The following is a 25,411-nucleotide window of genomic DNA, read 5'->3' as shown; positions in this document are numbered from 1 at the left end:
ATGATCAGACTTGCCTTCGCCCTTGCAGCCATTCTTGCTTTGGCTGCCTGTGAAACAACCAAAGGCGTCGGCCGCGACATCCAAAACGCAGGTCAGGCTCTGGACAACGCGATCTAGAACGCATCAGGCCGAAATGCGCGCGGCCAACAGCCAGGACACCGGCAAGGCCAGAAGCGCGCCCGCCCCGGCAGCGATCAAGATCGGCATGGCGGCGGTGAGCCCCGCGCTCAACACGGCAATGACACCGGCCCCGGCCATGGTGGCGGCAACGAAACAATATAGAATTGCGGTCAAACGAAGCATCTTGCCCTCCTCAGGCGGTTTCAGCTGCGCATCCTTTGCACAGCGGTGTTTCGGGGAGCACGTCCAGGCGGGCGGCAGAAATGTCGTTGCCGCACCTGAGGCAAAATCCGTAGGACCCCGCGCCGATCCGGGCGAGGGCCGCATCAATACGGCGCAACTCGTTCAATTCGGCGTGCCCGAGCGCTTCGAGAACCTCATCGCCCTGCCGTTCGGATGAGAAATCTTCCCAATCCTTAGGCGGCTGTTCATCCAGCTGGTGCTCGACCTCGGTGAGATGGCCGATCAACTCAGCTCGACGGGTGAGCAATCGCTCCTTGGCCTGCGCATAGTCCATTGCGTATCTCCCTCTGATTGAGGAGAGACATGCCACGTTGTTCGCAAAGGCGCCTTGATATGGGTCAACGATAGGAAATGGGAGAGAAAAAGCGAAAGGCGCCAGGGGATCGAGCGTGAGCCCGGTCCGTGCCGAAGCACATCCTGACGCCTTCTTGAACCTATGCATCCCCCCAGAGGGCGACAGCAGGCCCAGCTTGCGCAAAAGCGTTGCCACTTTCCGCCGGGACATCTCTCCGAAGATCGACCTCCCCGCATCACCCCCGTCGTTCGCGCCTGCGCCAATCCGACTTCGACAGCCATCCTGACACGGTCCCGACCGACCTCAGCCGCCTTTTCGCCACGGGGCTTTCACCCCCACGCGATTTGACCTGCGTCCCGAAAAGGGTTTGCGACCTGGACCTGACCCCGAAGGATCTATCCCAAACCGCCACCACCTTTCGGGGGCCTTTGCGTCCTCAACTACATTGCGTGAATGTCGCTGCGGTAGTCACAGGTTGCAACTCGACACCTGAGTCGCGCAATAGAAAAGTGGCGCCTGCCGGAAATTTCTTGTGGATAATCAATTGAATTTACTGTGATTTCTCCTGTGGACAAGCTGGGGGAAACCACGATTTTTTCAGCGTTTTGGACGGCTTGCAGAAGGACAATGGTTTTTCGCACTCTGCTTTCCCGGCCCTGCTGACCTCCGCAGCGACAAAGCCAGCTTTCCTGCAAATCTATCTCTTGCGCAGTCCGACCCGCCCACCAGCAGACTTGAACCTCGGTCTGGCGTATCGGTTTTGCAAACGACTGCGAACCCAGCACGCGGTGTCGAAGCGCCGGGCGGGATGCTTGTCAGCGCAGACGATCTGTGGCTTGCTCATCCGGCACACATGCATGGAGGCATGAAAATGATCGACCCGGCTATCTTGCTCACCTACGCCGTGATTGTTCTTGGGTTCGTCTTCATCCCCGGCCCCGCGACCCTGCTGACGGTTGCTCGGGCCACAACATCCGGCACCACGGTGGGCATTGCCACCGGCGCCGGCATCACCGCTGGCGATTTCCTTCACACGATCATGGCCGTTGTCGGTATTTCGGCGATCATCGCGACCTCCGCCACGCTTTTTACCATCGTAAAGTTTCTTGGAGCGGGCTATCTCGTCTATCTGGGCGTCAAGGCCATCTTCGACAAATCCCCTGTCGATCTGGGTCAAGGGCGCGTGCCAATCACCGCCCCTCAGGCTTTCAGGCAAGCGATCCTTGCGGAGGTTCTGAACCCAAAGACAGCGCTCTTCTTTCTGGCATTCCTTCCGCAATTTGTAGCACCTGAAAAGGGCCATGTGGTTGTCCAACTGACCATTTTGGGTGTCGTTTTTGCGCTGATCGGCTTCTTCAGCACAATCGTCTATTCCGTTGTGGCCGGAGGCCTCGGCAATTTTCTCCGCCGCAATCCGGCAGTTCTGAGGTGGCAAAACAAATGCGTCGGGTGCATCTACTGCGCATTGGGTCTTCGTTTGGCCCTGCAAGAGCGTTAGACAGATCGTCCACGATCACCGCGGCCTGCTAAAGAAGCAGGCTCGCACAGGCTGACAACAGGGTCCGAGCCCGTGGGACGCGCGGCTCAAGGACAGCGTTTGGCCCAAGGCGGCAAGGTGCCATCTCCTCCAAGTGCCTGCACAGCAGCAGAAAACACTGCAACATCGTCAGGCGTGAGGCGCGGGCCGGACCACCCCGGCTTTCGCGGCAAAACGGGCATGCGACCTTTGGCCAATTCAGATTGGACCCACGTCCTCCGACGCTGCGACCGGGTTGTCCCGTGCCATGAGGAAAGATGCGCAACCTCATACCGACGACTGGGAGGACGCCACTGATCAGGCGTCCACCGGGGACATGCTGACCAACCGCATGGGCCGCAGGGGCCAACGCTATTCGCTGCTGGACATCCTCAACCAGGGCGGCATGTTCTGGACCGTCCGGCTGCCTGAGCAATTGGCAAGCACCAACGGATCGCGCCGCGACAGCAAATGACATAGGGCATCCCTTGCCGGGCGCCCTTTTTACATGCGACCTTTGGATAGTTCCAAGGTTTGACCAGGGTGTTAGGGTAACAGTATGACGACAGATATTCTCAAGACATCACGGGACTGGGCGCAGACCGCGCATCAGGGGTGGATTCTCGTCGTTGATGACCACCCGCTGTTTTGCGACGCACTGGAGCTGACCCTGCGCAGCGTGATGCCCGGCGTCAACGTCAAAACAGCCGACACGATGGAGCGGGCGCTGCAGCTGCTCGCCGAAGATCCGCATCCGCGTCTGGTGGCGCTGGATTTGAACCTGCCGGATGTGGCGGGTGTCGACGGGGTGATCGAGATCACGCGCGCTGCGGGCGACGCACCGGTGCTGGTGGTCTCGTCGATGGACGATGCGCGCATGGTGTCGTCGGTTCTGGCGGCGGGGGCCTCCGGCTTTGTGCCCAAACACAGCCCACGCGCCAAACTGGAAGAGGCGATCAACGCCATCGCCAGCGGCCAGACCTACAAACCGGAAAGCTTCAACGACCCCAAAGCAGATGCGGTCAACGATGCTGTTGCGCGCCTGTCTGACCTGACAGCACAGCAATCGCGCATCCTGCAACTGATCTGCGAAGGCAAGCTGAACAAGCAGATCGCCTTTGATCTGTCGATTGCGGAAACCACGGTCAAGGCGCATGTCACCGCCATCATGCGCAAGCTCGGCGTGCACAGCCGGACCCAGGCTGTGCTGGTCTCTCAGAAGGCGCAATTCAGCTCCATCTTGCCTGAAGGTTAAGGTTGCGCCTATTCTTGCCCAGGGAGGCAAGACCCAATGAAAATGGAAGGTGCGCAAGGCATCACCGCGTCCGACCCGGTCGCGCGGCGATTATTGACAACTGTACATGTGACACCACAGACCTGTGACCCCGCTGCGGTTCTGAGAGATCACCTGGGAGAAAGAAACTGGGCACATCTCTTTGTCTTCAGCGAAAACCGGCGCGATCTGCAAATGATCGCGCGCTGTGCGGTGGCGCAGTTTCCGCGCACACCGGTGACAGGCTGCACCACCGCCGGCCAGATCGGGTGGACCGGCTATGCGCAGGAAGAGGTCTCTATCGTGATCGGGCTGCCGGCTCGGCACTTCGCCACGGAGACCGTGGTGATCGACGAGTTGGACACGCTGGATCCGCAAAGCCTGATTGATCGGTTGGTGCAAGCCCGCACCGCCCTCGCAGATCAGCATGCCGACAAACCCAACGGCTTTGGCGTGATGCTGGTGGATGGGCTGTCGCTGCGCGAAGACGCGCTTGCGGCCACGGTGGCCCCCGCCATGGGCTCCTGGCCGGTCTTTGGCGGCTCGTCGGGGGATGGTACGAGGTTTGAGGAAACCTGGCTGGCGCATGGCGACCAGCTCAGCACCGGGTCTGCGCTGGTGACCTTTGTGCGCACCGCCTGCGAGACCCGGGTTTTCAGCCTGAACCATCTGGAGCCCACCGGGCGGCGCATGATCGTGACCAAAGCCGACCCCGAACAGCGTGTCGTGAAAGAAATCAACGCGGAGCCTGCCGCGCGCGAATATGCCCGCATCGTCAACAAGGACCCCGATCAGCTGGACGAATTCACCTTTTCGGCCAACCCGGTGGTCGTGCGCCTCGGCGACACTCACCACGTGCGTGCGATCCAGCGGGTCAATGAGGCCGGGGAGCTGGTGTTTTTCGCCGCTATCGAAGAGGGCATGGTGCTGAATGTGGCCGAGCCTCTGGAGATCACCAGCCACCTTGATCAAGAGCTGTCGAAGATCAAGGCGGGGCGCGAGGATGTGGACATCTTTGCCTGCGATTGCGTGCTGCGCCGCATCGAGGCCGAGCAGACCCAGGCCACCCGCGATCTGTCGGAGATCATGGCGCGCAACCGCGTGGTGGGCTTTTCCACCTATGGTGAGCAGATCGGGCCGCTGCATGTGAACCACACAATGACCGGTGTGATGCTGGTCGATCCCGGCGACTGACGTATGGACCTGATCGACCCCTCCGACAGCCTGGAACGGCAGAACGAGAAACTCCAACAGATCGTCGAAGCGCTGATGCGCAAGGTGGAGCAGAGCCCGGATCAAACCGGCCTCGCCTATGCGCAGTTCGAACGCGCCGCGATGCTGGAAGAACAAGTGCGCCAACGCACGGTCGATCTGGAGCGCACGCTGGATCTTTTGCACGAATCCAACGCCCGCTTTGCCCTGGCCCGGCAGGAGGCCGAAGACGCGCGCGCCAATCTCGCCGACGCCATCGAGACAATCAACGAAGGCTTTGCGCTTTTTGATCACAGCGACCGGCTGGTGCTTTACAACAGCCGTTTTTGCGAAGCGCTTGGCGACGTGCGTCGGCAGCTGAGCACGGGCCTCGCATTTGACGATTACATCGCGCTGATCAGCGGCAGTGCCGATCTGGACTGGAAAGCAGAGGAAACCCCGGCCAGTTGGCGCAAGACGCGCATGCGGCTGCACCGCAAGGATCACGTGGTGTTCAACATCCGGCTCAAGGGCAATCGCTGGATGCAGGTCAGTGAGCACCGCACCGACACGCGCGGCACGGTGATCCTGCAAACGGATGTCTCCGAGATCATGCGGCTGGAGCGGCAGGAGCGGGACAAGCTGGTGCATAAGCAGGCGCTGATGCTACGCGCCACGCTCGACCACATCAAACAAGGGATCTGCATCTTTGACCACCACCGCCGCCTCGTCGGCTGGAACCGCCGCATGGAGGATCTGCTGCGCCGTCGCATCGGCCCAACCTTCCGGGGTGGCAACTTCGAGGAGCTGCTCGACCGGCTGGAGGATCTGTTTACGTACTCCGGCGCGATGGGAAAGTCGGATCTGTCGGACTGGGCGCGCATCGATGGTGGCCGCGAGGCCCTGTCCTTCGAAGTGCTGCGCAACGATGCCGCCATCTTCGACGTGTTCATGCAGGAGATGCCCGACCGCGGCTTTGTGATCAGCTTCACCGACATCACGCAGGAGCGCCAGACGTCAAGTGCTCTGCGCGAGTTGAACGAGACGCTGGAAAAGCGTGTGTCTGATCGCACGATTGAACTCGGCGACGCGTTGGAGGCCGCCAAACGCGCCAACGCCTCAAAAACGCGTTTTGTCGCCGCCGCCTCGCACGACCTGCTGCAACCGATGTCAGCGGCCAAGCTCTATACATCCGTGCTGGAAGACCGGCTGTCGTCCGGGTCGGAACATGAGCTTCTGCGCAAGACCACATCGGCGCTGGAAAGTGCGGAATCGATCATCACGGCGCTGCTTGATATCTCCAAGCTGGATCTGGGCCTCGCCACCTATGACCTGACATCGGTGGACCTCAACCGCGTCTTCACCACGCTTTTCAACGAGTTTGCCCCGCTCGCCAAGGCGCGCGGCCTTGATCTGCGGTTTGTGCCCACCTCGCTCAAGGTGCGCAGTGATCAATCCTACCTCTACCGGATCCTGCAGAACATCATCAGCAATGCGATCCGCTATACCACCGGCAGGAAAATTCTGGTGGGCGTGAGACGGCTGGGTGACGTTGCACGGATCGATGTCTGTGATCAGGGTCCGGGCATCTCTGCTGATGATCAAAGTCTGATCTTCCAGGAGTTCCAGCAGCTCAAGAAAGTCCGCGGCGATCAGGTGGGTCTTGGGCTGGGCCTCGCGATTGTGGACCGCGCCTGCAAGATGCTGGATCACGGGCTGGATCTGCGGTCCGAACCCGGGGGCGGCAGTTGCTTTTCAGTGTCGCTGAAGCTCTCACGCAGAGCGACCCCGGTTCAGGCGCCCGTCAAGACGCCCGATATGAAGACCACCACCCGCGGGCTGCTGGTCGGGCTAGTGGAGAACGACGCCGCTCTGCGCAATTCGATCTCGCTGACCATCGAGGCGCTGGGGTCGGACGTTCTCCAGTCGCGCAGCGGCGAGGATGCGCTGGAACTCTATAAAGAGCTTGGGGTCGTCCCGGATGGGTTTCTGCTGGACTATCAGTTGGGCGAGGGCATCAGTGGAACCGATCTGGTGCCTGCACTGCGCGACCGCTATGGCGCGCTGCCCATCGTCATCATCTCGGCCAACCGGTCGCAACAGCTGCATGACCGCTGCCAGGCTTTGGGTGTTGCCCTGGCGCACAAGCCGCTCTCCCGGGCAAAAATTGCCGACTTCCTGGTGAGTTTGCAGAACGCCGAATAGATCTGCGGCTTGCGGGGCGTTCAGGCGTGCCTAAAGGAAATCCTCCCGCCGGGGCGTGAAGCAATCAATCAGCTCTCCCGCCTCCTGACACAGGCAGCCATGGCGTGCGCCGGACGGGATCACGAAACTGTCTCCGGCACCAACCTCGAAGGTGTCATCCCCGACCGTGAACCGAAAGCGGCCCGCTTTCACATAGGTCGACTGCACATGCGGATGCGCGTGCAGCGCCCCTTCGGCCCCTTGGGCAAAGCGGAAAGACACCACCATCATCTCGGGGTGATCGGCCAGAACCTGACGGGTCACGCCCGGGCCGGTCTGGATACTGGGGAATTCAGAAGCCATAAGACCTGTCCCTTAGTCAAAGAAGTCGGCGTGTTTGGCGTGGATGTCAGTGATTGTGTCGTCCAGCCGAGCCAGGTGTTGCCGGGCAATCCCGGTGGCCGTCTGCTCATCCTTGTCCGCCAGCGCGTCGCCCAGGGCCAGGTGATCTTCCAACAGCGTTGACGCCTCGCTCGCGCGGCCCAGACTCAGCACACACAGCCGGTCGATGCGCTGCTTGCACTCTTCGATGGTGTCAAAGGCCCGAGGGTGTCCGCCCAATTCGCAGATCAGCTTGTGGAACTGATAGTCGAGCGCGTGAAAGGCCTCGGGCTGGCCAGCCTCGATCACCGCGCGTTGCTGGTCAAGGTTGGCTTGCAGTTTGGCAGCCCGTGCGCTGTCCCACAGGGCGCAGGCATTGCGGATCACCTCAAGCTCCACCGCAAGCCGCACAAAGCGGGCATGTTCAATCGCCGCCATGGAAAACCCGCGCACCTTCGTTGCCTTCTGCGGGCGGATCAGAATCAGATCGAGGCTTTCCAACCGGCTGAACGCATCCCGCACCGGCTGGCGAGACACGCCGAACCGCCGCGCGATCTCTGCCTCCGACAGCTTTGCCCCGGGCAGCAGGTCCAGCGACACGATCTCTTGCCTCAATTGATCAAAGACGAGGTCAGTGGTTGTGGTTCGCCGTTCAAGTGTGTCGGAAATGCTGTGCATGCCCTGTCCTTGTCATTCCTGCAATCCGGCCCCGCGCGCACCGACCCCATGCGAGGTGAAGCGCCAAACATAAGGCTTGACAATACTAGTATACTAGTCGACTAAATTAGCCAAGACCACCCACACAGAAAACTTTGTGTTCCGGCGGTGAGACTGAAACGAGGCGCGTGCGCGGCGCCTCTGATTGGGCACAACGCCCGTCCCGCACGTTCTGGAAAGGACCGTTATGACCCAGCACGCTCCCGCTCACTCCCTGAATGGACAGGTGGCAATTGTGACGGGCGGTGGCCGCGACATCGGGCGCGCCTGCGCGCTGCGGCTTGCAGCAGCTGGCGCAGCTGTCGCCATAAACTACCACAACTCCTCCGCAGGCGCCGAGAGCGCAGTGGCAGAGATCACCGCAGCGGGTGGGCGCGCGATAGCGCAACAAGGCGACATGACGTCGGACACAGATGTAACCGCCCTGATCGACGCCACGCGCACAGCATTCGGCGAAAAAATCCACTGTCTGGTGCATGTAACCGGGGGGCTGGTGGCCCGCAAGACCGTGGCCGAGATGGATGTTGGGCATTGGAACCATGTGATGGATCTGAACACCACGTCGTTTTTCCGGCTGGTGAAAGCTGCCCTGCCCCACATGACGAGCGGCGGGTCTATCATCGGGCTGGCCAGCCAGGCCGGACGCGATGGCGGCGGGCCGGGCGCTGTGGCCTATGCGGCCTCCAAAGGCGCTGTGATGACCATGACGCGTGGGCTCGCCAAGGAGTTGGGGCCAGACATTCGCGTCAATTCCATCTGCCCCGGCATGATCGACACCGATTTTCACAACACATTCACCAAGGACGAGGTGCGCCGCAACGTGGCCAACGCAACACCGCTCAAGCGGGAGGGCACGTCGGAGGATGTGGCCAACCTCGTGGCTTATCTGGCCTCGAATGAGGCGGCGTTCATCACAGGCACAAATATCGACATCAACGGAGGGCTTGTCTTTTCGTAGAACGGCTCCGGCCGACACTTCGGGCCAAAGGTCCGGCATCTTAGGGAGGAAGACAGATGTACATTAAATTCACAGGATCATTCGTCGGCGCTGTTGCCGCGGTCGCACTGCTCTGCGGCGCGGCAAATGCCGCAGACTGGCGCGGCTGGAATATCCACGCGGATGGCTATCCAAACACCACCGCGATGGACAAATTCGCCGAGCTTCTGGAGGAGAAGACCGGCGGAGAGATTTCGCTGCAGATGTTCCACGGCGGCACGCTGGGCAGCCAGCCTGACGCCATCGAGCAGGTCCGCCTCGGCGGGCTGGAGATCGGCAACTTCAACCTCGGTCCCATTGGCCCAATTGCGGCAGAGGCCAACGTCGTCTCACTGCCCTTCATCTTCAAAGACGTGCCACACATGTTCCGCGTGCTTGAAGGCGAAGGCGGGCAGGTCATCGCTGAAGGCATGGCCGCCAAGGGGCTGGTGCCGCTGGCGTGGTATGACGCAGGCGCGCGGTCTTTCTACAATGGGGCCAAGCCGATCAACACGCCCGAGGATGTGACCGGCATGAAGGTGCGGGTCATGAACAATGACCTCTACTCCGGCATGATTGCCGAGTTGGGTGGCAACCCTTCACCCATGGCCTTTGCCGAGGTCTATCAGGCGCTGAAGACCGGCGTTGTGGACGGGGCCGAAAATAACTGGCCCTCCTACGAATCCACCGGGCATTTCGAGGTGGCGGGCTTCTACTCACTCAGCCAGCACCTGATCATCCCTGAGTGCATCTGCATCAATGCGGATGTCTACAACGGTCTGTCAGACGAGATGAAGGCAGCTGTGACCGAGGCAGCTGTTGAATCCGCAGACCTGCAGCGCGAGTTGTGGGCCGCACGAGAGGCCACCAGCCGGAAGATGGTTGAAGAGGGCGGCGTGGTCGTGAACGAGATCGCCGACAAGGGCCCGTTCCAGGCGGCGATGACACCGGTCTACGAGACCTATCTCGCCGGCAACCCTGACCTGCGGCCGCTGGTCGACCTGATCCAGGTGACCGAGTAACCGCTGGCACCTTGGGGACGCCCGCCCCCGCACGGGCGTCTCCCCCTCTGACCAGGAGAAACCGCATGACAGATCGCCCGATCCCAAGCGGCGACACATCTTTGCTGTCCCGCATGGAGGTTGTGCTGGATGGTCTTGCGGCCCTGTGCCGGTTGATCACAGGCGTCGCACTTGTCGTCCTGACGGTCATCTTTGGATGGCTGGTCTTTGGCCGCTATGTTCTGAACGCGACACCCACCTGGGTGGAACAGGCGGCTCTGCTTCTGGTCATGACCATTGCCTTTCTCGGCGCCGCTGTGGGCATTCATGAGAACACCCATCTTTCGGTGGCGGCCTTTCGGACAATCGCACCTCGCTGGATGCGCACCCTATTCGTTGTGGTGACCGACCTGCTGTTGGCGGGGTTTGGGTTGCTCCTGCTCTGGCAGGGGACCAAGCTGACAATGTTCAAATGGGGGTCCATGATCCCCCTGATCCAACTGCCCGAAGGTCTGCGCTCGCTGCCGCTGACCGTGGGCGGCGGGCTGATCCTGATCTTCACGCTGGGCCATCTGATGCGGCTGATGGCGGGCCGCGACCCGCGCCGCGACACCATAGGATAACACAGCCATGGGGCTTTTCGTTCTTCTGGGCTTCTTTGCCCTCTGCGTGATCATCGGCGTGCCTGTCGCCTTTGCGCTTGGCATCTCGGCGATGGCGGCCTTCTGGTTCGAGGGTCTGCCGCTGATGATCGGCGTGCAGCGGATCATCAGCGGCATCAATGTGTTCTCGCTGATGGCCATCCCCTTCTTCATCTTTGCAGGCGAGCTGATGTTCCACGGCGGCATCGCCGCACGGCTGGTGCGCTTTGCCTCCGCCGCCGTTGGGGCCGTGCGGGGCGGCCTGGGCATCGTGAATGTCTTTTCCTCCATGCTCTTTGGCGGCATCTCAGGATCCGCCGTGGCGGATATCTCGGCACTGGGGTCGATCCTGATCCCGGTCATGAAAGAGAAGGGCTATGATGCGGATTACGCCGTGAACGTCACTGTCACCTCCTCCATCGCGGGGATCATCATCCCGCCCAGCCATAATATGATCATTTTCGCCATCGCGGCGGGGGGCGGCATCTCCATCTCCAAGCTCTTCCTCGCGGGCGTTCTGCCGGGGCTGCTGATGTGCTCCTGCCTCGCCATCGCCGCCTATCTGGTCGCCGTGAAACGCGGATATAGCGCTGAGGTCTTCCCCGGCTGGACAGCTCTTGGGCTGAGCTTTATAGGCGCTATCCCCGGTCTCTTCACCGCCGTCATCATCGTGGGCGGCGTGCTTTCGGGTATCTTCACGGTGACGGAATCCGGTGCCTTCGGGGCCATCTATGCCTTCATCGTGACGCTGCTGGTCTATCGCACCCTGACGTGGGAGAATTTCAGGACAGCGGTGCTGCAATCGGTGCGCACTACGGCGATGGTGATGATCCTGATCGCCTGCGCCGGGGCCTTTGCCTATATGCTCACCTTCTACCGAGTGCCGGACAAGACCGCGACGCTGCTGACCACGCTGACGGACAACCCGATCCTGATCCTGCTGATGATCAATATCGTGCTGCTGATTCTCGGCATGATCATGGATATGGCCGCGCTGATCCTGATCTGCACGCCGATCTTCCTGCCCGTCGCAATCAGCCTCGGCATCGACCCGCTGCAGTTCGGCATGATCCTGATGGTGAACCTTGGTCTGGGCCTCTGCACCCCGCCGGTGGGCTCCTGCCTCTTTGTCGGCTGTGCGGTCGGCAAACTGCCGATGGAGACCGCCGTGCGCACCATCTGGCCATTCTACCTCGCGATCCTCGCGGCCCTGATCATGATCACCTTTGTGCCTGCCGTGTCACTGACCCTGCCGGGGCTGCTGGGATAACCCTAGCGCGCGGCGCGGGCCAGCACCTGAGGTGACGACCAGCCGTTGCGGAAGTAGAGCGCTGTTTGCCCCCTGCCTGACAGATGGCCCAGACCACCCGGCTGGCGCAGCACGCTGGCCGGGATTGAGGTCGTCCGCGCAACCGCAGCTTCGAGCGTATCCCCGACCTGCTCCGTCATGACCTCAAGCGCGCGGGGGATCTCAAGATCCGCCCCGGCAAGCGTGCCATCCGCGAGGGTCAGACGCCGCTCCGCCCGGAACACCTCACGCCCGTTCAGGTGGAACCTGTCAATCTCGGATCCGGCGGTTGCCATCGCGTCGGTGACGAGGAATATCCCCGCCTTCGCGGCCAGCGCCACACGCATGCTTGTGGGGTGCACATGGATGCCGTCAGCGATTAGCCCGGCATGGACGTCATCTCGCGCCAGTGTTGCGCCAACCAGCCCTGGCTCTCGATTGCCCATCTGGCTCATCGCATTGAACAGATGTGTGACACAGCGCGCGCCCGCGTCAAAAGCGGCATGGCAGGTTGCAGCATCCGCATCCGTATGGCCCAGCGAGACGACGACCCCGGCCTCGGCCAATTTCGAAATCTGTGCACCTGTCGTGTTTTCCGGTGCCACGGTGATCATGACATTGGGCAGGCGCTCCGCCGCCTCCAGCACCAGACGCAAATCCGCGTCGCTCATGGGGCGGATCAATGACGGATCATGCGCGCCCTTCCGCGCGACAGAAAGGTGCGGCCCCTCAAGGTGAAGGCCCACGATACCCTGCACGTCTGCCGCGATGGCCTCCTCGACCGCGTTAATCGCCGCGCGCGTCCGATCCGGCGTGTCGGTGATCAGCGTTGGCAAAATGGCGTAGGTGCCACTGCGGGCGTGCGCGTCAGCAATCGTCTTGAGCGTTGCCACGGACTGATCGTCATTGAACATGACACCCCCGCCGCCATTGACCTGCAGGTCCACGAAGCCGGGCGTGATCAAACCACCCTCCAGCGTCTCAACAACACAGCCCGGCGGCAGCGCCTGTTCCGGCAGGATATCAAAGGCACCCTCTTCATCGACCAGCAGGCCATGTGCACTGTGCAGTTGCTCTCCGTCGTGAATCCGGGCTCCGACATAGGCGCGAGCTGTCGTGCTCATACGGTTTCCGTGACCTTGTTGAGGTGGCGCGGTGCATCCGGATTGATGCCGCGTGCCACGGCAAGCTGTTCGACCATCGCATAGAAACTGGCAATAGTCGCGATCGGATCCGTCAACGGGTGCCCTGTGCGCACGGTCTCCAACCCATGCGCATGTCTGGCATCAGGGCTTGTGATAAACACCTTTGCGCCCTTGTCCGCCAGCTCATCCGCAACCGAGACCAGAGCCGTTTCTGCGGCATCAGCTGCCGCAAGCGCCAGAACCGGAAACCCAGGGTCCACAATGGAAACCGGGCCATGCAGCACCTCCGCCGACGAATAGGATTCCGCATGCAGCTGACAGGTTTCCTTGAACTTCAGCGCCGCCTCGTTCGACATCGCATAAGACGGGCCACGCCCCAGGCAGAACACCGAATTGCGCCCCTCGATGGCGGCACAGACCGCCGACCAATCCGCCCGCACGGCCCGCTCCAGATGCTCTGGCAATTCGGCGATGGCGCGCAGCAACGCCGCGTCCTCCGCCCATTCCGCCAGCAACCAAAGCCCTGTCACGGCAGAGTTGATGAATGTCTTGGTGGCCGCCACGCTCAGTTCCGGCCCCGCGTGCAGATCCAATGTGTGATCGGCCACATGCGCCAGCGGGCTGCCCGGGTCGTTTGTCATGGCAACCGACAAGGCGCCGCCCGACCGCGCCATGCGCGCCATTTCGACGATATCGGGGCTCTTGCCGGATTGCGAGACCGACAGGCAAACGCTGCCCTCAAGGCTCAGACTGCGCTTGTAGACCGAGGCAATGGACGGACCGACAGAGGCAATGGGCGTGCCCGTCATGAGCTCAGACGCGTATTTGAGATAGGTCGCCACATGGTCGGAAGAGCCGCGCGCGACACTGACCATATAGGCAGGCTTGCGCGTGCGGATGGCTTCCGCCGTGCGGCAGATGTCGTCGCGCCCGCCCTGCAGAAGCCGCGCCACTGCGGCGGGGCTCTCCATGACTTCGCGCCGCATCTGGGTGTCCATTGCCGTCATTGCGCCCCCTGCTCCTTGGCCAGCTGAAGCTCGGCCACAAAATTGTAGGCGTCGCCTCGATAGATCGACCGGGTGAACTCAACCGCGCGCCCATCCACCAGATACGACGTCCGTTCAATCCGCAGACCCGCCGCGCCCGGCTCGACCTCCAGCAGCCCGGCCGTCTCCTCATCAAGGTTCACCGCAGAAATCTTCTGCAGCGCACGGACAGGCCGCAGCCCGGCATGTTCCAGAACGTCATAAAGCGATGTTTCGACCAGCAGCGGGTTCGGCAACACATCGGTTGGCAGAGACGCCCGTTCGATCGCCATGGGCTTGTCATCCGCCGTTCTCAGCCGCCCGATCCGCGAGACTGACGCATCCCGAGACAGCGCCAGCACCAAGATCTCCTCGGGCGATGGCATGAAGACCCCGCGTTCCAGCCAGATGCTGGAGGAGACCATGCCGCGCCGCGACATATCCTCGCTGAAGGACGTCAGGCGCGACAGCGATTGTTCAATACGCGGAATGTCCGAGGCCACGAAGGAACCGGAGCCCTGCCGCTGCACGATCAGCCCGTCCTCTGCCAGCGCGCGGATCGCCTTGCGCACTGTGACGCGCGACAGGTCGGTGATTGTCGCAATCTCCCGCTCCGGCGGCAGGGAACTGCCCGCGCGCAGCACCCCCTGATCGACGCCGTCGCTCAACCGCTGCCGCAGTTGCACGTACCTCGGGCCGCCACCAGCGCGAAGCCATTTGCCCGGTTCAAGGAATTCCGCAATGGTCATCGCACGCGCTCCGTCAACTCGGCCAGAGCCTCACGCGCGAACTGAAAGGCCCCATCCAGCGCGCTTCCGCCGGGCTCAACCCGGTGCGCAATGGCGTCCGGCGGCAGAAACCCCGCGTAGTGCGGCCCCAGCCCACCCATCAGGCAGAGCCGATCCCCGGGCAGAAACCCCAACCGCTCCAGCGCCCGCATCAGGTAAGATGCACCTTCGGTCAACAGCGACACGGCACAGCTGTCGCCCCGCTGAGCAAAGCGCACAATGTCCGGGGCCAGCGTGCCATAGTCGCCCGACCGGGCCGCCAGGCTGAAGGTCACAAGCGCATTGGGGTCATTGTCAAACCCGGCCAGGACGTGACGCGTCAGCGCCGTGTGCTCTGCAAGCCCATCATGGCAGAGCAGTGTCTGCTCCAGCACAGACCGCCCAAGCCAGGCGCCGGATGCCTGATCCGAGACGCGAAACCCCCACCCGCCGACATAGTCAAAAGTCGGCCCACTCCGAGATGCGACAATCGTGCCGGTGCCAACTGAGGCCACAAACCCATCCTGCGCGCCCAGCGCGCCCGCAACCGTTGTCGGACGGTCATCCGTCACCGTGATATGGCCGTAAGGCAGGGCCTTGGACACACGCTCGCTGTCCTCTTCGGTCAGAACCCCGGCAATTCCGATGTGAGCAATACCCTGTCTCAGAGCACCAGATGGCAGGCCCGCCTCGCGTGCCGCTTGATCGACCGTTTCGATGATATTACCCACAGCGCCCGCCAGATCCGAAGCCGAGTTGGCAGGCCCGCCTGACGCAAGACCCATGACACCACCCGCCCCTGTTCCGACCACCGCCCGGCAGCCGGTTCCTCCGCCATCTACGGCAATGAGGGGAAGATCGTGTGAATCACTCATGAGATACCTATATAATACCTATTGAGTGGAGAATACACCAAATTTGCGCCGCAAACCCTCGAATTTTGCTGAAATAGGTATGGAAATTTCCAAGTCTTAAAAAATAGTAGACAAAAGGTATCTAAAAGGTATTGGATGATGGAAAGGGGATTCGTATGTCGCTGCCGACAACCGAAAACGCGCCTGCAGGCGTCAGGATCGATGCGCTTGACGCACGCGACGCACTGGCCGCCATACTTGAAAGCCAGGCTGCAGCTGTGGCTGCGGTCACGCCGGTTCTCGCGCAGGTGGACGCCGCGGCAGAGGCCATGGCAAAGGCCATCCGCACAGGCGGTATGCTGGTCTACGCGGCGGCGGGCAGTTCCGGTTTGATGGCGCTTGCGGACGCCTGTGAGCTGCCCGGCACTTTCGGAGTGGCCCACAAGCAAATCCGGATCCATATGGCAGGCGGCGTGCCAGGCGACGGGATCATGCCCGGCGCAACAGAAGATGACGCGGATGCAGGTCGGCAGGTCGGAGAAGACACGAAGCAGGGTGACGTTGCCATTGTGCTCAGCGCCAGCGGCACTACGCCTTATGCGATTGCAGCCGCCCAAGCCGCAGGGTCGAACGGTGCGACGGTCATCGGGCTGGCGAATGCGCCCGGGTCGGCGCTGTTGGACCATGCAGATATTCCGATCTGCCTTGAGACCGGCGCGGAGGTCATCGCCGGGTCGACCCGCCTTGGCGCGGGCACGGCGCAAAAGGTCGCGCTCAACATGATGTCATCCCTGATGGGGGTTAAACTTGGCCATGTCTTTCAAGGCATGATGATCAACGTTGTGGCCGACAACGCCAAACTGAGGTCCCGCGCCGCCCATATGGTCGCCACCGCCGCCGGGGTGGCAGAACCGGCGGCTACCGACGCGCTGCGCCGGGCGGGTGGCAGGGTCAAGACGGCCGTCCTTTTGGCCCGCGGCTGCACGAAAGCGGACGCAGATGACCTTTTGCACAGGCACGACGGCCATCTCGCACCGTGCCTGCAAGACATAAACAACAAAGCAAACCAACACGGGAGACCCCAATGACCAAACGCAACCCTATAGGTGCACTGCTCATCTCGACCATGCTGGCCGGACCAGCCTGGGCCGAGGATGTCACGCTCACCATCGAAAGCTGGCGCAACGACGACCTCGCGATCTGGCAGGATCAGATCATCCCTGCCTTCGAGGCCGCGCACCCCGGCATCAAGTTGAACTTCACACCCTCTGCACCTGCGGAATACAACGCCATCCTGAACTCCAAGCTCGAAGCAGGTTCGGCGGGCGACATCATCACATGCCGCCCCTTTGACGCCTCGCTGGCGCTTTTTGAGGCCGGGCATCTGGCTGATATCAGCGCACTCGACGGCATGTCGAACTTCTCCGCCGTGGCCAAATCGGGGTGGAGTACGGATGACGCCTCCATCCAGTATTGCGTGCCCATGGCCTCAGTGATCCACGGCTTCATCTACAACAAGGACATCTTTGCCGAGTTGGGGCTGGAAGAGCCCACAACCGAAGCGGAGTTCTTTGCCGCCCTCGACGCCATCAAGGACGACGGCAGCTATATCCCCATGGCCATGGGCACCAATGATCAGTGGGAAGCCGCCACCATGGGTTACAACAACATCGGCCCCAACTACTGGAAAGGCGAGGATGGCCGCCTGGCCCTGCTCGCCGGGGACCAGAAGTTGACCGATGAGGCCTGGGTCGCGCCCTTCCGCCAACTGGCGAAATGGGGCGACTATCTGGGCGATGGCTATGAGGCGCAGACCTACCCAGACAGCCAGAACATCTTTACGCTGGGCCGCGCCGCGATTTATCCGACCGGCTCGTGGGAGATCTCGGGTTTCAACGGCCTCGCAGATTTCGAGATGGGCGCCTTCTATCCGCCAGTACAGGCCGCGGGCGACACCTGCTATATCTCCGATCACACCGATATCGGCATTGGTATGAACGCGGCGACCGACAACCCCGAAGCGGCCAAGACCTTGCTCAACTGGGTGGGCTCGCCGGAGTTCGCGACGATCTTCGCCAATGCCCTGCCCGGGTTCTTCCCGCTCTCCTCTGCACCTGTGACGTTGGATGATCCGCTGGCGCAGGAGTTCATCTCCTGGCGCGGCGAATGTGAAAGCACGATCCGCTCCACCTATCAGGTGCTGTCGCGCGGCACGCCGAACCTTGAGAACGAGACCTGGAACGCCTCCGTCGCCGTGATCAAGGGCGATGAGAGCCCCGAAGACGCCGGCCAGCGCCTGCAAAAGGGCCTGGCCAGCTGGTACGAACCCCAGCAGTAACGCACTGCGGCGCGCCGGGCTTCGACCCGGCGCCTCACCCATCCCGAAAGGCCGCTCATGCGCAAGCACGAGAACAGCCCTAGATTCCGCTGGCACATTGTCGTTTTCCTGGCACCCGCAGTGCTGGTCTACACGGCGGTGATGATCTACCCGCTGTTTAACACGCTGCGGCTGTCGTTTTTTGCCGAGGTGGACCAGCAGCGCGTCTTTGTCGGCCTGCAGAACTTCCATCGGCTCTTTGGTGATGCGATCTGGTCCAACCAGTTCTGGAACGCGCTTGGCAACAATCTGTGGTTCTTCCTCATCCACATGCTGGTGCAGAACCCCATCGGGATCGCGCTGGCGGCCATCCTCAGCCACTCGCGCCTGCGGTTCGCCGCCTTCTATCGCTCCGCCATCTTCATCCCCACCATCCTGTCCTTCGTGATCGTGGGCTTTGCGTGGAAGCTGATCCTCTCGCCCATCTGGGGCATCGCACCCGGTATGCTGGATGCGGTGGGCCTCAATTCGCTCTACGCGCCCTGGCTGGGCAAGGAAGAATACGCGCTCACCACGCTCTCGCTGGTCTCCGTCTGGCAGTTCGTCGGCATCCCGATGATGCTGATCTATGCCGCCCTTCTGTCGATCCCCGAAGAGATCCTGGAGGCGGCAGAGGTCGAAGGCATCACCGGCCTCTCCGCCTTCTGGAAGATCAAGCTGCCGCTCATTCTGCCCTCCATCGGCATCATCTCGATTCTGACCTTCGTGGCGAACTTCAACGCCTTCGATCTGATCTATGCCGCGCAGGGCGCGCTTGCTGGGCCTGATTTCTCGACCGATATCCTCGGCACCTTCCTCTATCGCACCTTCTTTGGCTTCCAGCTGCAACTGGGTGATCCGCACATGGGCTCCGCCATCGCGTCTGCCATGTTCCTGATCATCCTGCTGGGCGTCTGCCTCTACCTCTTTGGCATCCAGTCGCGCATGCGACGCTATCAGTTCTGAGGCCCCGATGAGCGCAGCCCGCCAGAACCCCTTCAACACCGTCGCCGCCCATGCGGCGCTGCTGATCTACACGTTGATCGCGCTCTTCCCGGTGTTTGTGATCGTGATCAACAGCTTCAAGTCCCGCCGCGCGATCTTTCGCGAACCGCTCGCCCTGCCCGATGCAGAGAGCTTTTCGCTGATCGGCTACCAGACCGTGCTGAAACAGGGGGATTTCTTCCTCTACTTCCAGAACTCCCTGATCGTGACCGTGGGGTCGCTGTTCTTCATCCTGCTTTTTGGCGCGATGGCTGCCTTTGCGCTGGCGGAATATCGGTTCCGGGGCAATACGCTGATGGGGCTGTATCTCGCGCTCGGCATCATGATCCCGATCCGCATCGGCACCGTGGCCATCCTGGAGATGATGGTGCAGACGGGGCTGGTGAACACGCTCTGGGCGCTGATCCTCGTCTATACCGCGCAAGGCCTGCCGCTGGCGGTCTTCATCATGTCGGAGTTCATGCGGCAGGTCAGCGACGATCTGAAAGACGCGGGCCGCATCGATGGGCTGTCCGAATACCGCATCTTCTTCCGCTTGGTGCTGCCACTGGTCCGCCCGGCGATGGCGACCGTGGCTGTCTTTAACATGATCCCGATCTGGAACGATTTGTGGTTTCCGCTGATCCTCGCCCCCGCCGAAGAGGTCAAAACCCTGACGCTTGGCAGCCAGGTCTTCATCGGACAGTTCGTGACCGACTGGAACGCGGTGCTCTCGGCGCTCTCGCTGGCGATCCTGCCGGTCATGGTGCTCTACGTGATCTTCTCGCGCCAGCTGATCCGGGGCCTTACGTCAGGAGCCGTGAAGTGAGTGAAAAAACCGTTCTGATCGCCGGATTGGGCAACATGGGGCGCAGCCACGCGCTGGCCTATCATGCGCGCAGCGATACGCAGATCATCGGCCTTGTGAACCGCTCCGAAGTGGCGCTGCCCGAGGCTTTGCAGGGCTATCCCCGGCTGGAGCGGTTCGAAGACGGGTTGGCCTTCAAACCGGATCTCGTCTGCATCGCCACCTATTCCGACAGCCACGCCGACTATGCCATTGCCGCGATGGAAGCCGGCGCGGACGTCTTTGTCGAAAAGCCGCTGGCCACGAATGTCGCAGATGCCGAACGCGTAGTGGACACCGCGCAGCGCCTTGGGCGCAAGCTGGTCGTCGGTTACATCCTGCGGCACCACCCCAGTTGGCAGCGCCTGATCGCCGAGGCGCGCGGGCTTGGCGGCCCATATGCCTTCCGCATGAACCTCAACCAGCAGTCGGACGGCCCCACCTGGGAGACGCACAAGGCGCTGATGCAAACCACCAGCCCGATTGTCGATTGTGGCGTGCATTATGTCGACGTCATGTGCCAGATCACCGATGCGGCACCAGTCCGTGTTAGCGGCATGGGGCTGCGGCTCTCGGACGAGATTGCGCCGGAGATGTACAACTATGGGCATCTGCAGGTCTGGTTCGAAGATGGCTCCGTCGGCTGGTACGAGGCGGGCTGGGGGCCGATGATGTCAGAGACAGCGTTTTTCGTGAAAGACGTGGTCTCACCGCAGGGCGCCGTCTCCATCAGCGATGGCAACAAGGGCGCCTCCGACGATGTGGATGGGCACACCAAGGTCGGCGCCATCCTCGTACACCGCCCCGACGGCGACACGGTGATCGAAATGCCGGAGGAGCCCGGGCACCAGGCGCTCTGCGACGCGGAGCAGGCCTATATGCTGCGGGCCATCGATGAAGACCTGGATCTGACCCGCCATATGACCGACGCCGTGCAATCCCTGCGAATATGCCTGGCGGCGGATGAGAGCATCCGCACGGGCCGCCCCTTCGAGCTTGGAGACCGCACATGACCGCGCTGACCCTGAGCAACATCCACAAGTCCTTTGGCAAGGTCGAGGTGCTGAGCGATGTGAGCCTGACCGTCGAAGAGGGCGAATTCGTCGTCTTTGTCGGCCCTTCGGGTTGCGGGAAATCCACCCTCTTGCGGGTCATCGCTGGGCTTGAGGACGCCACCAGCGGCACGGTCGAGATCGGCGGTGAGATTGTGAACAGCACACCGCCCGCCAAACGCGGCATTGCGATGGTCTTCCAATCCTACGCGCTCTATCCGCATCTGACGGTGCGTGACAACATGGGGCTTGGGTTGAAGCAGGAGAAACAGCCCAAATCGGTGATCAAAGAACGCGTCGACGCCGCCGTACAGATGCTGGATCTGGCCTCCTATGCCGACCGCCACCCCTCCGACCTCTCGGGTGGACAGCGACAGCGGGTCGCCATCGGGCGCGCCATTGTGCGGCAGCCGAAACTGTTTCTCTTCGACGAACCTTTGTCGAACCTCGACGCCGCGCTGCGCATGAACACCCGTATCGAGATCGCAGCGCTGCACCGCAAACTCAGCGCCTCGATGATTTACGTGACCCACGACCAGACAGAAGCCATGACACTGGCCGACAAGATTGTGGTGCTGCGTGATGGCCGGGTGGAGCAGGTCGGCTCCCCCATGGAGCTCTACAACAATCCCGCGAACCGCTTTGTGGCGGGGTTCCTCGGGGCGCCTGCGATGAATTTTCTCGCACACGGCCCCCTGCCCGTCGCCGATGGCGGCACGCTGGGTATTCGGCCCGAACATCTGCGCCTCACCCCAGAGGGGCGGTTGACCGGGACAGTCACCCATGTGGAGCGGCTTGGCGGCGATACCAACCTGCTGGTGCGCACGGAGGCGAATGAGGCGATCACCGTGCGCCTTTTTGGGCAGGACTCCACGGAGGTCGGCGCCACCATCGCGCTGGATTTCGACGATCACGCCGCCTTCCGCTTTGACCTACAGGGGCAACGCCTGCGCTAAGCAGCCAGTCACAAGCCTGAAACACCCAACAGACAAGCAGAAGCGCCGTTCCGAGGGGTGGCGCATACGCGCCGCCCCGTGGGGGCGGAACGGCGCAGCGCAACAGTGCCTGTTGCGCGGGTGTGTTGAGCGAAGCAAGGTGTTTCAGGCCAGTGGCCGGACGCCTTCGGCGCCGTACCTGCTCATGATCATATCGACGCTGTTGTCGACGATCTTCGCCATCTCATCGACGGACACCACTGGCGCGCCCAGGAAAACCACAGGCCAGAACGCCTTGCCCTTGAGCAGGGCGATAAACTCCTCCGCCACGTCGCGCGGATCGTCCAGCTGCAGCTGCCCATCCTCCGCCGCGCGGGTCAGCAGGGTCACAACCGGCTCCTTGAAGTCGGTCTTCTCTTCGTTCTCTTCCACCAACTCTGGCCGCTGCAGCATCTCGCTCATCACCATACGCGTGGTCGCCATCACCTCCGGTGAGGTGAGAAGACGCCCTTCCGCGTGGCCAAGATCAGCCAGTTGGTCGCGAATGCTCCGCCCCGGCGCATAGGTCACCGCAAGGCCCTTCGCAAACTTGGCCCAATGACGGCGGATCAACTCCTGAAAGAGCTTCTCCTTGCTCTCAAAGTGTTTGTAGACCGTGCGCTTGGATGCCCCCGCGCGAGCAGAGATCCGATCCATGCTCGCCGCGCTGAACCCGTTCTCGTGAAATTCGGCCACCGCAGCCTGAAAAATCTGCTCTCGCTTCGTGTCTGGTGTCTTGGCCGGCGCGTCCATACCTGATCCACCCATAACTCTTGGCCCAGAGGGTAAACGCACCAGTTTACAAATGTCAAAGATAGCGGTAGTGTAAACTGATGAGTTTACAACTGCTCAGCAAAATTCGTTTCCAGCACAACCCCCACAGGAGGTCTGAATGAGCCAGAGACTGAAGTTGAACGGCGTCGAACATGAGGTCGATGCCGAGCCCGGCACCCCGCTGTTGTGGGTCATCCGGGATGAGTTGAAGCTGACCGGCACCAAGTTCGGCTGCGGCGTGGCCTCCTGTGGGGCCTGCACGGTGCATGTGGATGGTGAGCCGATGCGCTCTTGCCAGACCTACATCGAAGATGTGGACGGCGCAGAGATCACAACCATCGAAGCCATCGGCAACACGGCTGCGGGAGCTGCGGTGCAGCAGGCCTGGCAAGAGCTGGACGTGGTGCAATGCGGCTACTGCCAGTCCGGGCAGATCATGTCGGCGGTCGGACTTCTGACAGAGAACCCGAAACCCTCGGTCGAGGAGATCCACGACTACATGCACGGCAACGCCTGCCGCTGCGCCACCTATCAACGGATCCGCGCGGGCATTCAGCGCGCCTCCGAAATCATGGAGGGCTGAGCCATGACAGTGAACACATCCCGTCGGGGCTTTCTCAAAGGCGCGACTGCGGCTGGCGCCGTTCTGGTCGTCGGCCTTCGGCCTGATGGCGCGTTGGCCGCAGGCAACACGCAGGCGCAGATCAACCCCTTTGTGAAAATCGGCGCCGATGGCCGCGTCATCGCCATCGTCAAGCACTTCGAAAAAGGGCAAGGCCCGACAACCGGCCTCTCGACCCTGATCGCCGAAGAGATCGGCCTGCGAATGGACCAGATCGACTATGAGTTTGCGCCCTCGAACCCCGAGCTCTACGCCAACCTCGCCTTCGGACCGTTCCAGGGCACAGGTGGCTCCACCGCCATGGCCAATTCCTTCCAACAATACCGCACCGCGGGCGCGGCCGCCCGCGCGGTGCTGATCGAGGCGGCTGCAAACGCCTGGGGTGTCGACGCCGCAACCCTCGATATCGCGGACGGCATGGTCACCGGAGGCGGACAATCGGCCCCGTTGGGTGACTTCGTCGAAGCCGCCACGGCGTTGGAGGCCCCATCCGAGCCGGTGCTGAAAGCGCCCGATCAGTGGCGCCTGATCGGCAACGCGGACGTGCGCCGCCTCGACAGCGCGATCAAGGGCGACGGGCGCGCGATGTTCGCCATGGACGTGCATCTGCCCAACCAGATGGTCGTGATGCTGGCCCGCCCACCGCAAACCGGTGGCTTGGTCGCGGGCTTTGACGACAGCGATGCGCATCACATCAAAGGCTTCATCCGCGCCGCGACCCTGCCCAACAACGCCGCCGTCGCGGTCTATGCCGAAGACACATGGGCCGCGATACAGGCCCGCGATGCGCTCAGCGTCGAGTGGGATTTGTCCAATGCCGAGACTCGCGACAGCAGCCAGATCAAGGCGGAGATCCTGGCAGCGCTTGAGGGCGACGCCGAATACAACGTGCTGAAAAACGACCCAGCCCCTATGGACGCAGCCGCGACGACCGTGGAGCAGACTTTCTACTTCCCGCTGCTCGCGCATGCTCCGATGGAGCCGCTGAACTGCACCATCGAGGCAAATGACGACGGTGGTATCACCCTGCATGACGGCGCGCAGATGCCCACCGGTCCGCATATGGCGCTGGCGCAGATCTTCGAGCTGCCAATGGAGAAGATCCGCATCAACACGATGCTGGCAGGCGGCTCCTTCGGGCGGCGGGCCACCCCCACGGCGGACTATCAGGTGGAGGCGGCGCTGGCCTTCATGATCACCGACCGCACGCGGCCCGTGAAACTGGTCTGGAGCCGCGAGGATGACGTGCGCGGTGGCTACTATCGCCCCGCCTTTGGCCACAAGGTCAAGGTGGGCCTGTCGGAGGAGGGTGAGATCGTCGCCTGGGATCACCGCATCGCCGGTCAGTCGATCTTCAAAGGCACCGCCTTCGAGGCGATGATCGTACATGACGGCGTCGACCATGCCTCTGTCGAAGGGGTTGCCGACACGCCCTACAACATTCCGGGCATGCACGTCGGTCTCACCGACACCAAGAAGGCGACCAGCACGCTCTGGTGGCGCTCGGTCGGACATACGCACACCGCCTATGCCATGGAGGTGATGATGGACATGGCCGCTCGCGCCGCCGGGCGCGACCCGGTCGAATTCCGTCTCGCCTATCTGGGCGATAGCACCGATGCCAAACGCAAGGCCGCCGTGCTGAAACTCGCCGCAGAAAAAGCGAGCTGGGGCGCCGCCCCGGCAGGGCGCAGGCAAGGGATCGCCGTGCACAAATCCTTCGGCAGCTATGTGGCCGAGGTGGTGGAAATCTCAGGCAGTGCGGAGGACGGCGTGCAGATCGAAAAGATCACCTGTGCCGTCGATTGCGGCATCGCGGTGAACCCGGATGTGATCAAGGCCCAGATCGAAGGCGGCGTGGGCTATGGCCTCGGCCACGCGATGCGCGACGAGATCACGCTCACGGGCGGGGTCGTGGATCAGTCCAACTTCCCCGACTACGAGCCGCTGCGCATCGGCGATATCGGCGCCATCGAGACCCATATCGTGCCCTCCGCCGAACCGCCCACCGGCATTGGCGAACCCGGCACACCCCCCTCAGCACCTGCCCTGGCCAATGCCATCGCAAGCACGGGTCCGCGCGTCGCCCTGCTCCCGATGGTCAACGACGGCGTCTCCTTCGCCTGACCCAGCACCCTGCCCTCCCCGGAGGGCAGGGGCACAGCAGACCTGACCCCATCCGCTG

At 62.2% G+C, this 25,411-nt stretch carries 27 protein-coding genes; 18 read left to right on the top strand and 9 right to left on the bottom strand.

Going from position 1 to position 25,411, the window contains the following annotated elements; translation table 11 throughout:
• Nucleotides 1-117, top strand: a complete 117-nt coding sequence (locus So717_RS12710) for an entericidin A/B family lipoprotein (protein ID WP_159977816.1) — start codon at nt 1-3, stop codon at nt 115-117.
• Nucleotides 118-123: 6 nt separating this feature from the next.
• On the opposite strand, the gene So717_RS12705 is transcribed toward So717_RS12710, so the two are convergent.
• Nucleotides 124-303 carry a hypothetical protein gene (locus So717_RS12705; protein ID WP_159977814.1) on the bottom strand — a complete coding sequence of 60 codons (180 nt, stop codon included), beginning with the start codon at nt 301-303 and terminating at the stop codon, nt 124-126.
• A 10-nt stretch (nt 304-313) separates the two neighbouring features.
• Nucleotides 314-637, bottom strand: a complete 324-nt coding sequence (locus So717_RS12700) for a TraR/DksA family transcriptional regulator (protein WP_159977812.1) — start codon at nt 635-637, stop codon at nt 314-316.
• 892 nt (nt 638-1,529) lie between these two features.
• Between So717_RS12700 and So717_RS12695 the strand changes: the two genes are divergently transcribed.
• From So717_RS12695 to So717_RS12675, 5 genes are all read left to right on the top strand, one after another.
• Complete coding sequence (locus So717_RS12695; RefSeq protein WP_159977810.1) at nt 1,530-2,156, top strand: LysE family translocator; 627 nt, start codon at nt 1,530-1,532, stop codon at nt 2,154-2,156.
• Nucleotides 2,157-2,442: 286 nt separating this feature from the next.
• Nucleotides 2,443-2,649 (top strand): hypothetical protein, encoded by a 207-nt coding sequence (locus So717_RS12690; RefSeq protein ID WP_159977808.1) that lies wholly within the window; start codon nt 2,443-2,445, stop codon nt 2,647-2,649.
• Between the two features lie 84 nt (nt 2,650-2,733).
• On the top strand, nt 2,734-3,429 hold the full coding sequence (locus tag So717_RS12685; RefSeq protein ID WP_159977806.1) for a response regulator: 696 nt from the start codon (nt 2,734-2,736) through the stop codon (nt 3,427-3,429).
• Between the two features lie 36 nt (nt 3,430-3,465).
• The gene (locus So717_RS12680; protein ID WP_159977804.1) at nt 3,466-4,641 is read left to right on the top strand and encodes an FIST N-terminal domain-containing protein; all 1,176 of its coding nucleotides are present in this window, start codon (nt 3,466-3,468) and stop codon (nt 4,639-4,641) included.
• A gap of 3 nt (nt 4,642-4,644) precedes the next feature.
• Complete coding sequence (locus So717_RS12675; RefSeq protein ID WP_159977802.1) at nt 4,645-6,843, top strand: PAS-domain containing protein; 2,199 nt, start codon at nt 4,645-4,647, stop codon at nt 6,841-6,843.
• 30 nt (nt 6,844-6,873) lie between these two features.
• On the opposite strand, the gene So717_RS12670 is transcribed toward So717_RS12675, so the two are convergent.
• Entirely contained in the window at nt 6,874-7,185 is a 312-nt protein-coding gene (locus tag So717_RS12670; protein ID WP_159977800.1) for a cupin domain-containing protein, read from the bottom strand.
• A 12-nt stretch (nt 7,186-7,197) separates the two neighbouring features.
• Nucleotides 7,198-7,881 (bottom strand): GntR family transcriptional regulator, encoded by a 684-nt coding sequence (locus So717_RS12665; RefSeq protein WP_159977798.1) that lies wholly within the window; start codon nt 7,879-7,881, stop codon nt 7,198-7,200.
• A 226-nt stretch (nt 7,882-8,107) separates the two neighbouring features.
• Between So717_RS12665 and So717_RS12660 the strand changes: the two genes are divergently transcribed.
• The 4 genes from So717_RS12660 (at nt 8,108) to So717_RS12645 (ending at nt 11,808) form a co-directional block, all read left to right on the top strand.
• On the top strand, nt 8,108-8,878 hold the full coding sequence (locus So717_RS12660) for an SDR family NAD(P)-dependent oxidoreductase (RefSeq protein WP_159977796.1): 771 nt from the start codon (nt 8,108-8,110) through the stop codon (nt 8,876-8,878).
• Between the two features lie 56 nt (nt 8,879-8,934).
• A complete protein-coding gene (locus So717_RS12655) occupies nt 8,935-9,918 on the top strand; it encodes a TRAP transporter substrate-binding protein (protein ID WP_159977794.1) in 984 nt (327 codons plus the stop codon).
• Between the two features lie 65 nt (nt 9,919-9,983).
• A complete protein-coding gene (locus tag So717_RS12650) occupies nt 9,984-10,520 on the top strand; it encodes a TRAP transporter small permease (RefSeq protein WP_159977792.1) in 537 nt (178 codons plus the stop codon).
• 7 nt (nt 10,521-10,527) lie between these two features.
• Complete coding sequence (locus tag So717_RS12645; protein WP_159977790.1) at nt 10,528-11,808, top strand: TRAP transporter large permease; 1,281 nt, start codon at nt 10,528-10,530, stop codon at nt 11,806-11,808.
• A 2-nt stretch (nt 11,809-11,810) separates the two neighbouring features.
• Here the strand turns inward: So717_RS12645 and nagA are convergent, their stop codons facing one another.
• Genes nagA through So717_RS12625 form a run of 4 tightly spaced genes read right to left on the bottom strand, consistent with a single transcriptional unit; the run spans nt 11,811 to nt 15,638 of the window.
• A complete protein-coding gene (nagA, locus tag So717_RS12640) occupies nt 11,811-12,950 on the bottom strand; it encodes an N-acetylglucosamine-6-phosphate deacetylase (RefSeq protein WP_159977788.1) in 1,140 nt (379 codons plus the stop codon).
• Nucleotides 12,947-13,978 carry an SIS domain-containing protein gene (locus So717_RS12635; protein ID WP_159977786.1) on the bottom strand — a complete coding sequence of 344 codons (1,032 nt, stop codon included), beginning with the start codon at nt 13,976-13,978 and terminating at the stop codon, nt 12,947-12,949. Before So717_RS12635 ends, nagA begins: the two co-directional genes overlap by 4 nt.
• Nucleotides 13,975-14,745 carry a GntR family transcriptional regulator gene (locus So717_RS12630; protein WP_159977784.1) on the bottom strand — a complete coding sequence of 257 codons (771 nt, stop codon included), beginning with the start codon at nt 14,743-14,745 and terminating at the stop codon, nt 13,975-13,977. The genes So717_RS12635 and So717_RS12630 overlap by 4 nt, the downstream gene beginning before the upstream one ends.
• Nucleotides 14,742-15,638, bottom strand: coding sequence for a glucosamine kinase nucleotide-binding domain-containing protein (locus So717_RS12625; protein ID WP_159977782.1), 897 nt, complete (start codon nt 15,636-15,638; stop codon nt 14,742-14,744). Before So717_RS12625 ends, So717_RS12630 begins: the two co-directional genes overlap by 4 nt.
• A gap of 155 nt (nt 15,639-15,793) precedes the next feature.
• Between So717_RS12625 and So717_RS12620 the strand changes: the two genes are divergently transcribed.
• The 6 genes from So717_RS12620 to So717_RS12595 are packed head-to-tail and all read left to right on the top strand — an operon-like array spanning nt 15,794 to nt 21,812.
• Nucleotides 15,794-16,705: an N-acetylmuramic acid 6-phosphate etherase gene (locus So717_RS12620; protein ID WP_159977780.1), complete on the top strand. Its 912-nt coding sequence runs from the start codon at nt 15,794-15,796 to the stop codon at nt 16,703-16,705.
• Nucleotides 16,702-17,955 carry an ABC transporter substrate-binding protein gene (locus So717_RS12615; protein ID WP_159977778.1) on the top strand — a complete coding sequence of 418 codons (1,254 nt, stop codon included), beginning with the start codon at nt 16,702-16,704 and terminating at the stop codon, nt 17,953-17,955. Before So717_RS12620 ends, So717_RS12615 begins: the two co-directional genes overlap by 4 nt.
• Nucleotides 17,956-18,012: 57 nt before the next feature.
• Entirely contained in the window at nt 18,013-18,939 is a 927-nt protein-coding gene (locus tag So717_RS12610) for a carbohydrate ABC transporter permease (protein WP_159977776.1), read from the top strand.
• 7 nt (nt 18,940-18,946) lie between these two features.
• Nucleotides 18,947-19,786 carry a carbohydrate ABC transporter permease gene (locus So717_RS12605; protein ID WP_159977774.1) on the top strand — a complete coding sequence of 280 codons (840 nt, stop codon included), beginning with the start codon at nt 18,947-18,949 and terminating at the stop codon, nt 19,784-19,786.
• 35 nt (nt 19,787-19,821) lie between these two features.
• Nucleotides 19,822-20,817, top strand: a complete 996-nt coding sequence (locus So717_RS12600) for a Gfo/Idh/MocA family protein (protein WP_159977983.1) — start codon at nt 19,822-19,824, stop codon at nt 20,815-20,817.
• Nucleotides 20,814-21,812 (top strand): ABC transporter ATP-binding protein, encoded by a 999-nt coding sequence (locus tag So717_RS12595; RefSeq protein ID WP_159977772.1) that lies wholly within the window; start codon nt 20,814-20,816, stop codon nt 21,810-21,812. The genes So717_RS12600 and So717_RS12595 overlap by 4 nt, the downstream gene beginning before the upstream one ends.
• Before the next feature lie 144 nt (nt 21,813-21,956).
• On the opposite strand, the gene So717_RS12590 is transcribed toward So717_RS12595, so the two are convergent.
• A complete protein-coding gene (locus tag So717_RS12590; protein WP_159977770.1) occupies nt 21,957-22,583 on the bottom strand; it encodes a TetR/AcrR family transcriptional regulator in 627 nt (208 codons plus the stop codon).
• Nucleotides 22,584-22,722: 139 nt separating this feature from the next.
• Here So717_RS12590 and So717_RS12585 point away from each other — a divergent pair, with 139 nt between their 5' ends.
• Nucleotides 22,723-23,187 (top strand): (2Fe-2S)-binding protein, encoded by a 465-nt coding sequence (locus So717_RS12585; RefSeq protein WP_159977768.1) that lies wholly within the window; start codon nt 22,723-22,725, stop codon nt 23,185-23,187.
• Between the two features lie 3 nt (nt 23,188-23,190).
• Nucleotides 23,191-25,353 (top strand): xanthine dehydrogenase family protein molybdopterin-binding subunit, encoded by a 2,163-nt coding sequence (locus So717_RS12580; RefSeq protein ID WP_159977766.1) that lies wholly within the window; start codon nt 23,191-23,193, stop codon nt 25,351-25,353.
• The last annotated feature ends 58 nt before the right edge of the window (nt 25,354-25,411 follow it).

The organism is Roseobacter cerasinus, from assembly GCF_009811755.1.
In the GTDB taxonomy this organism is placed as follows: Bacteria; Pseudomonadota; Alphaproteobacteria; order Rhodobacterales; family Rhodobacteraceae; genus Roseobacter; species Roseobacter cerasinus.
This window is presented reverse-complemented; position numbering and strand designations above follow the sequence as displayed.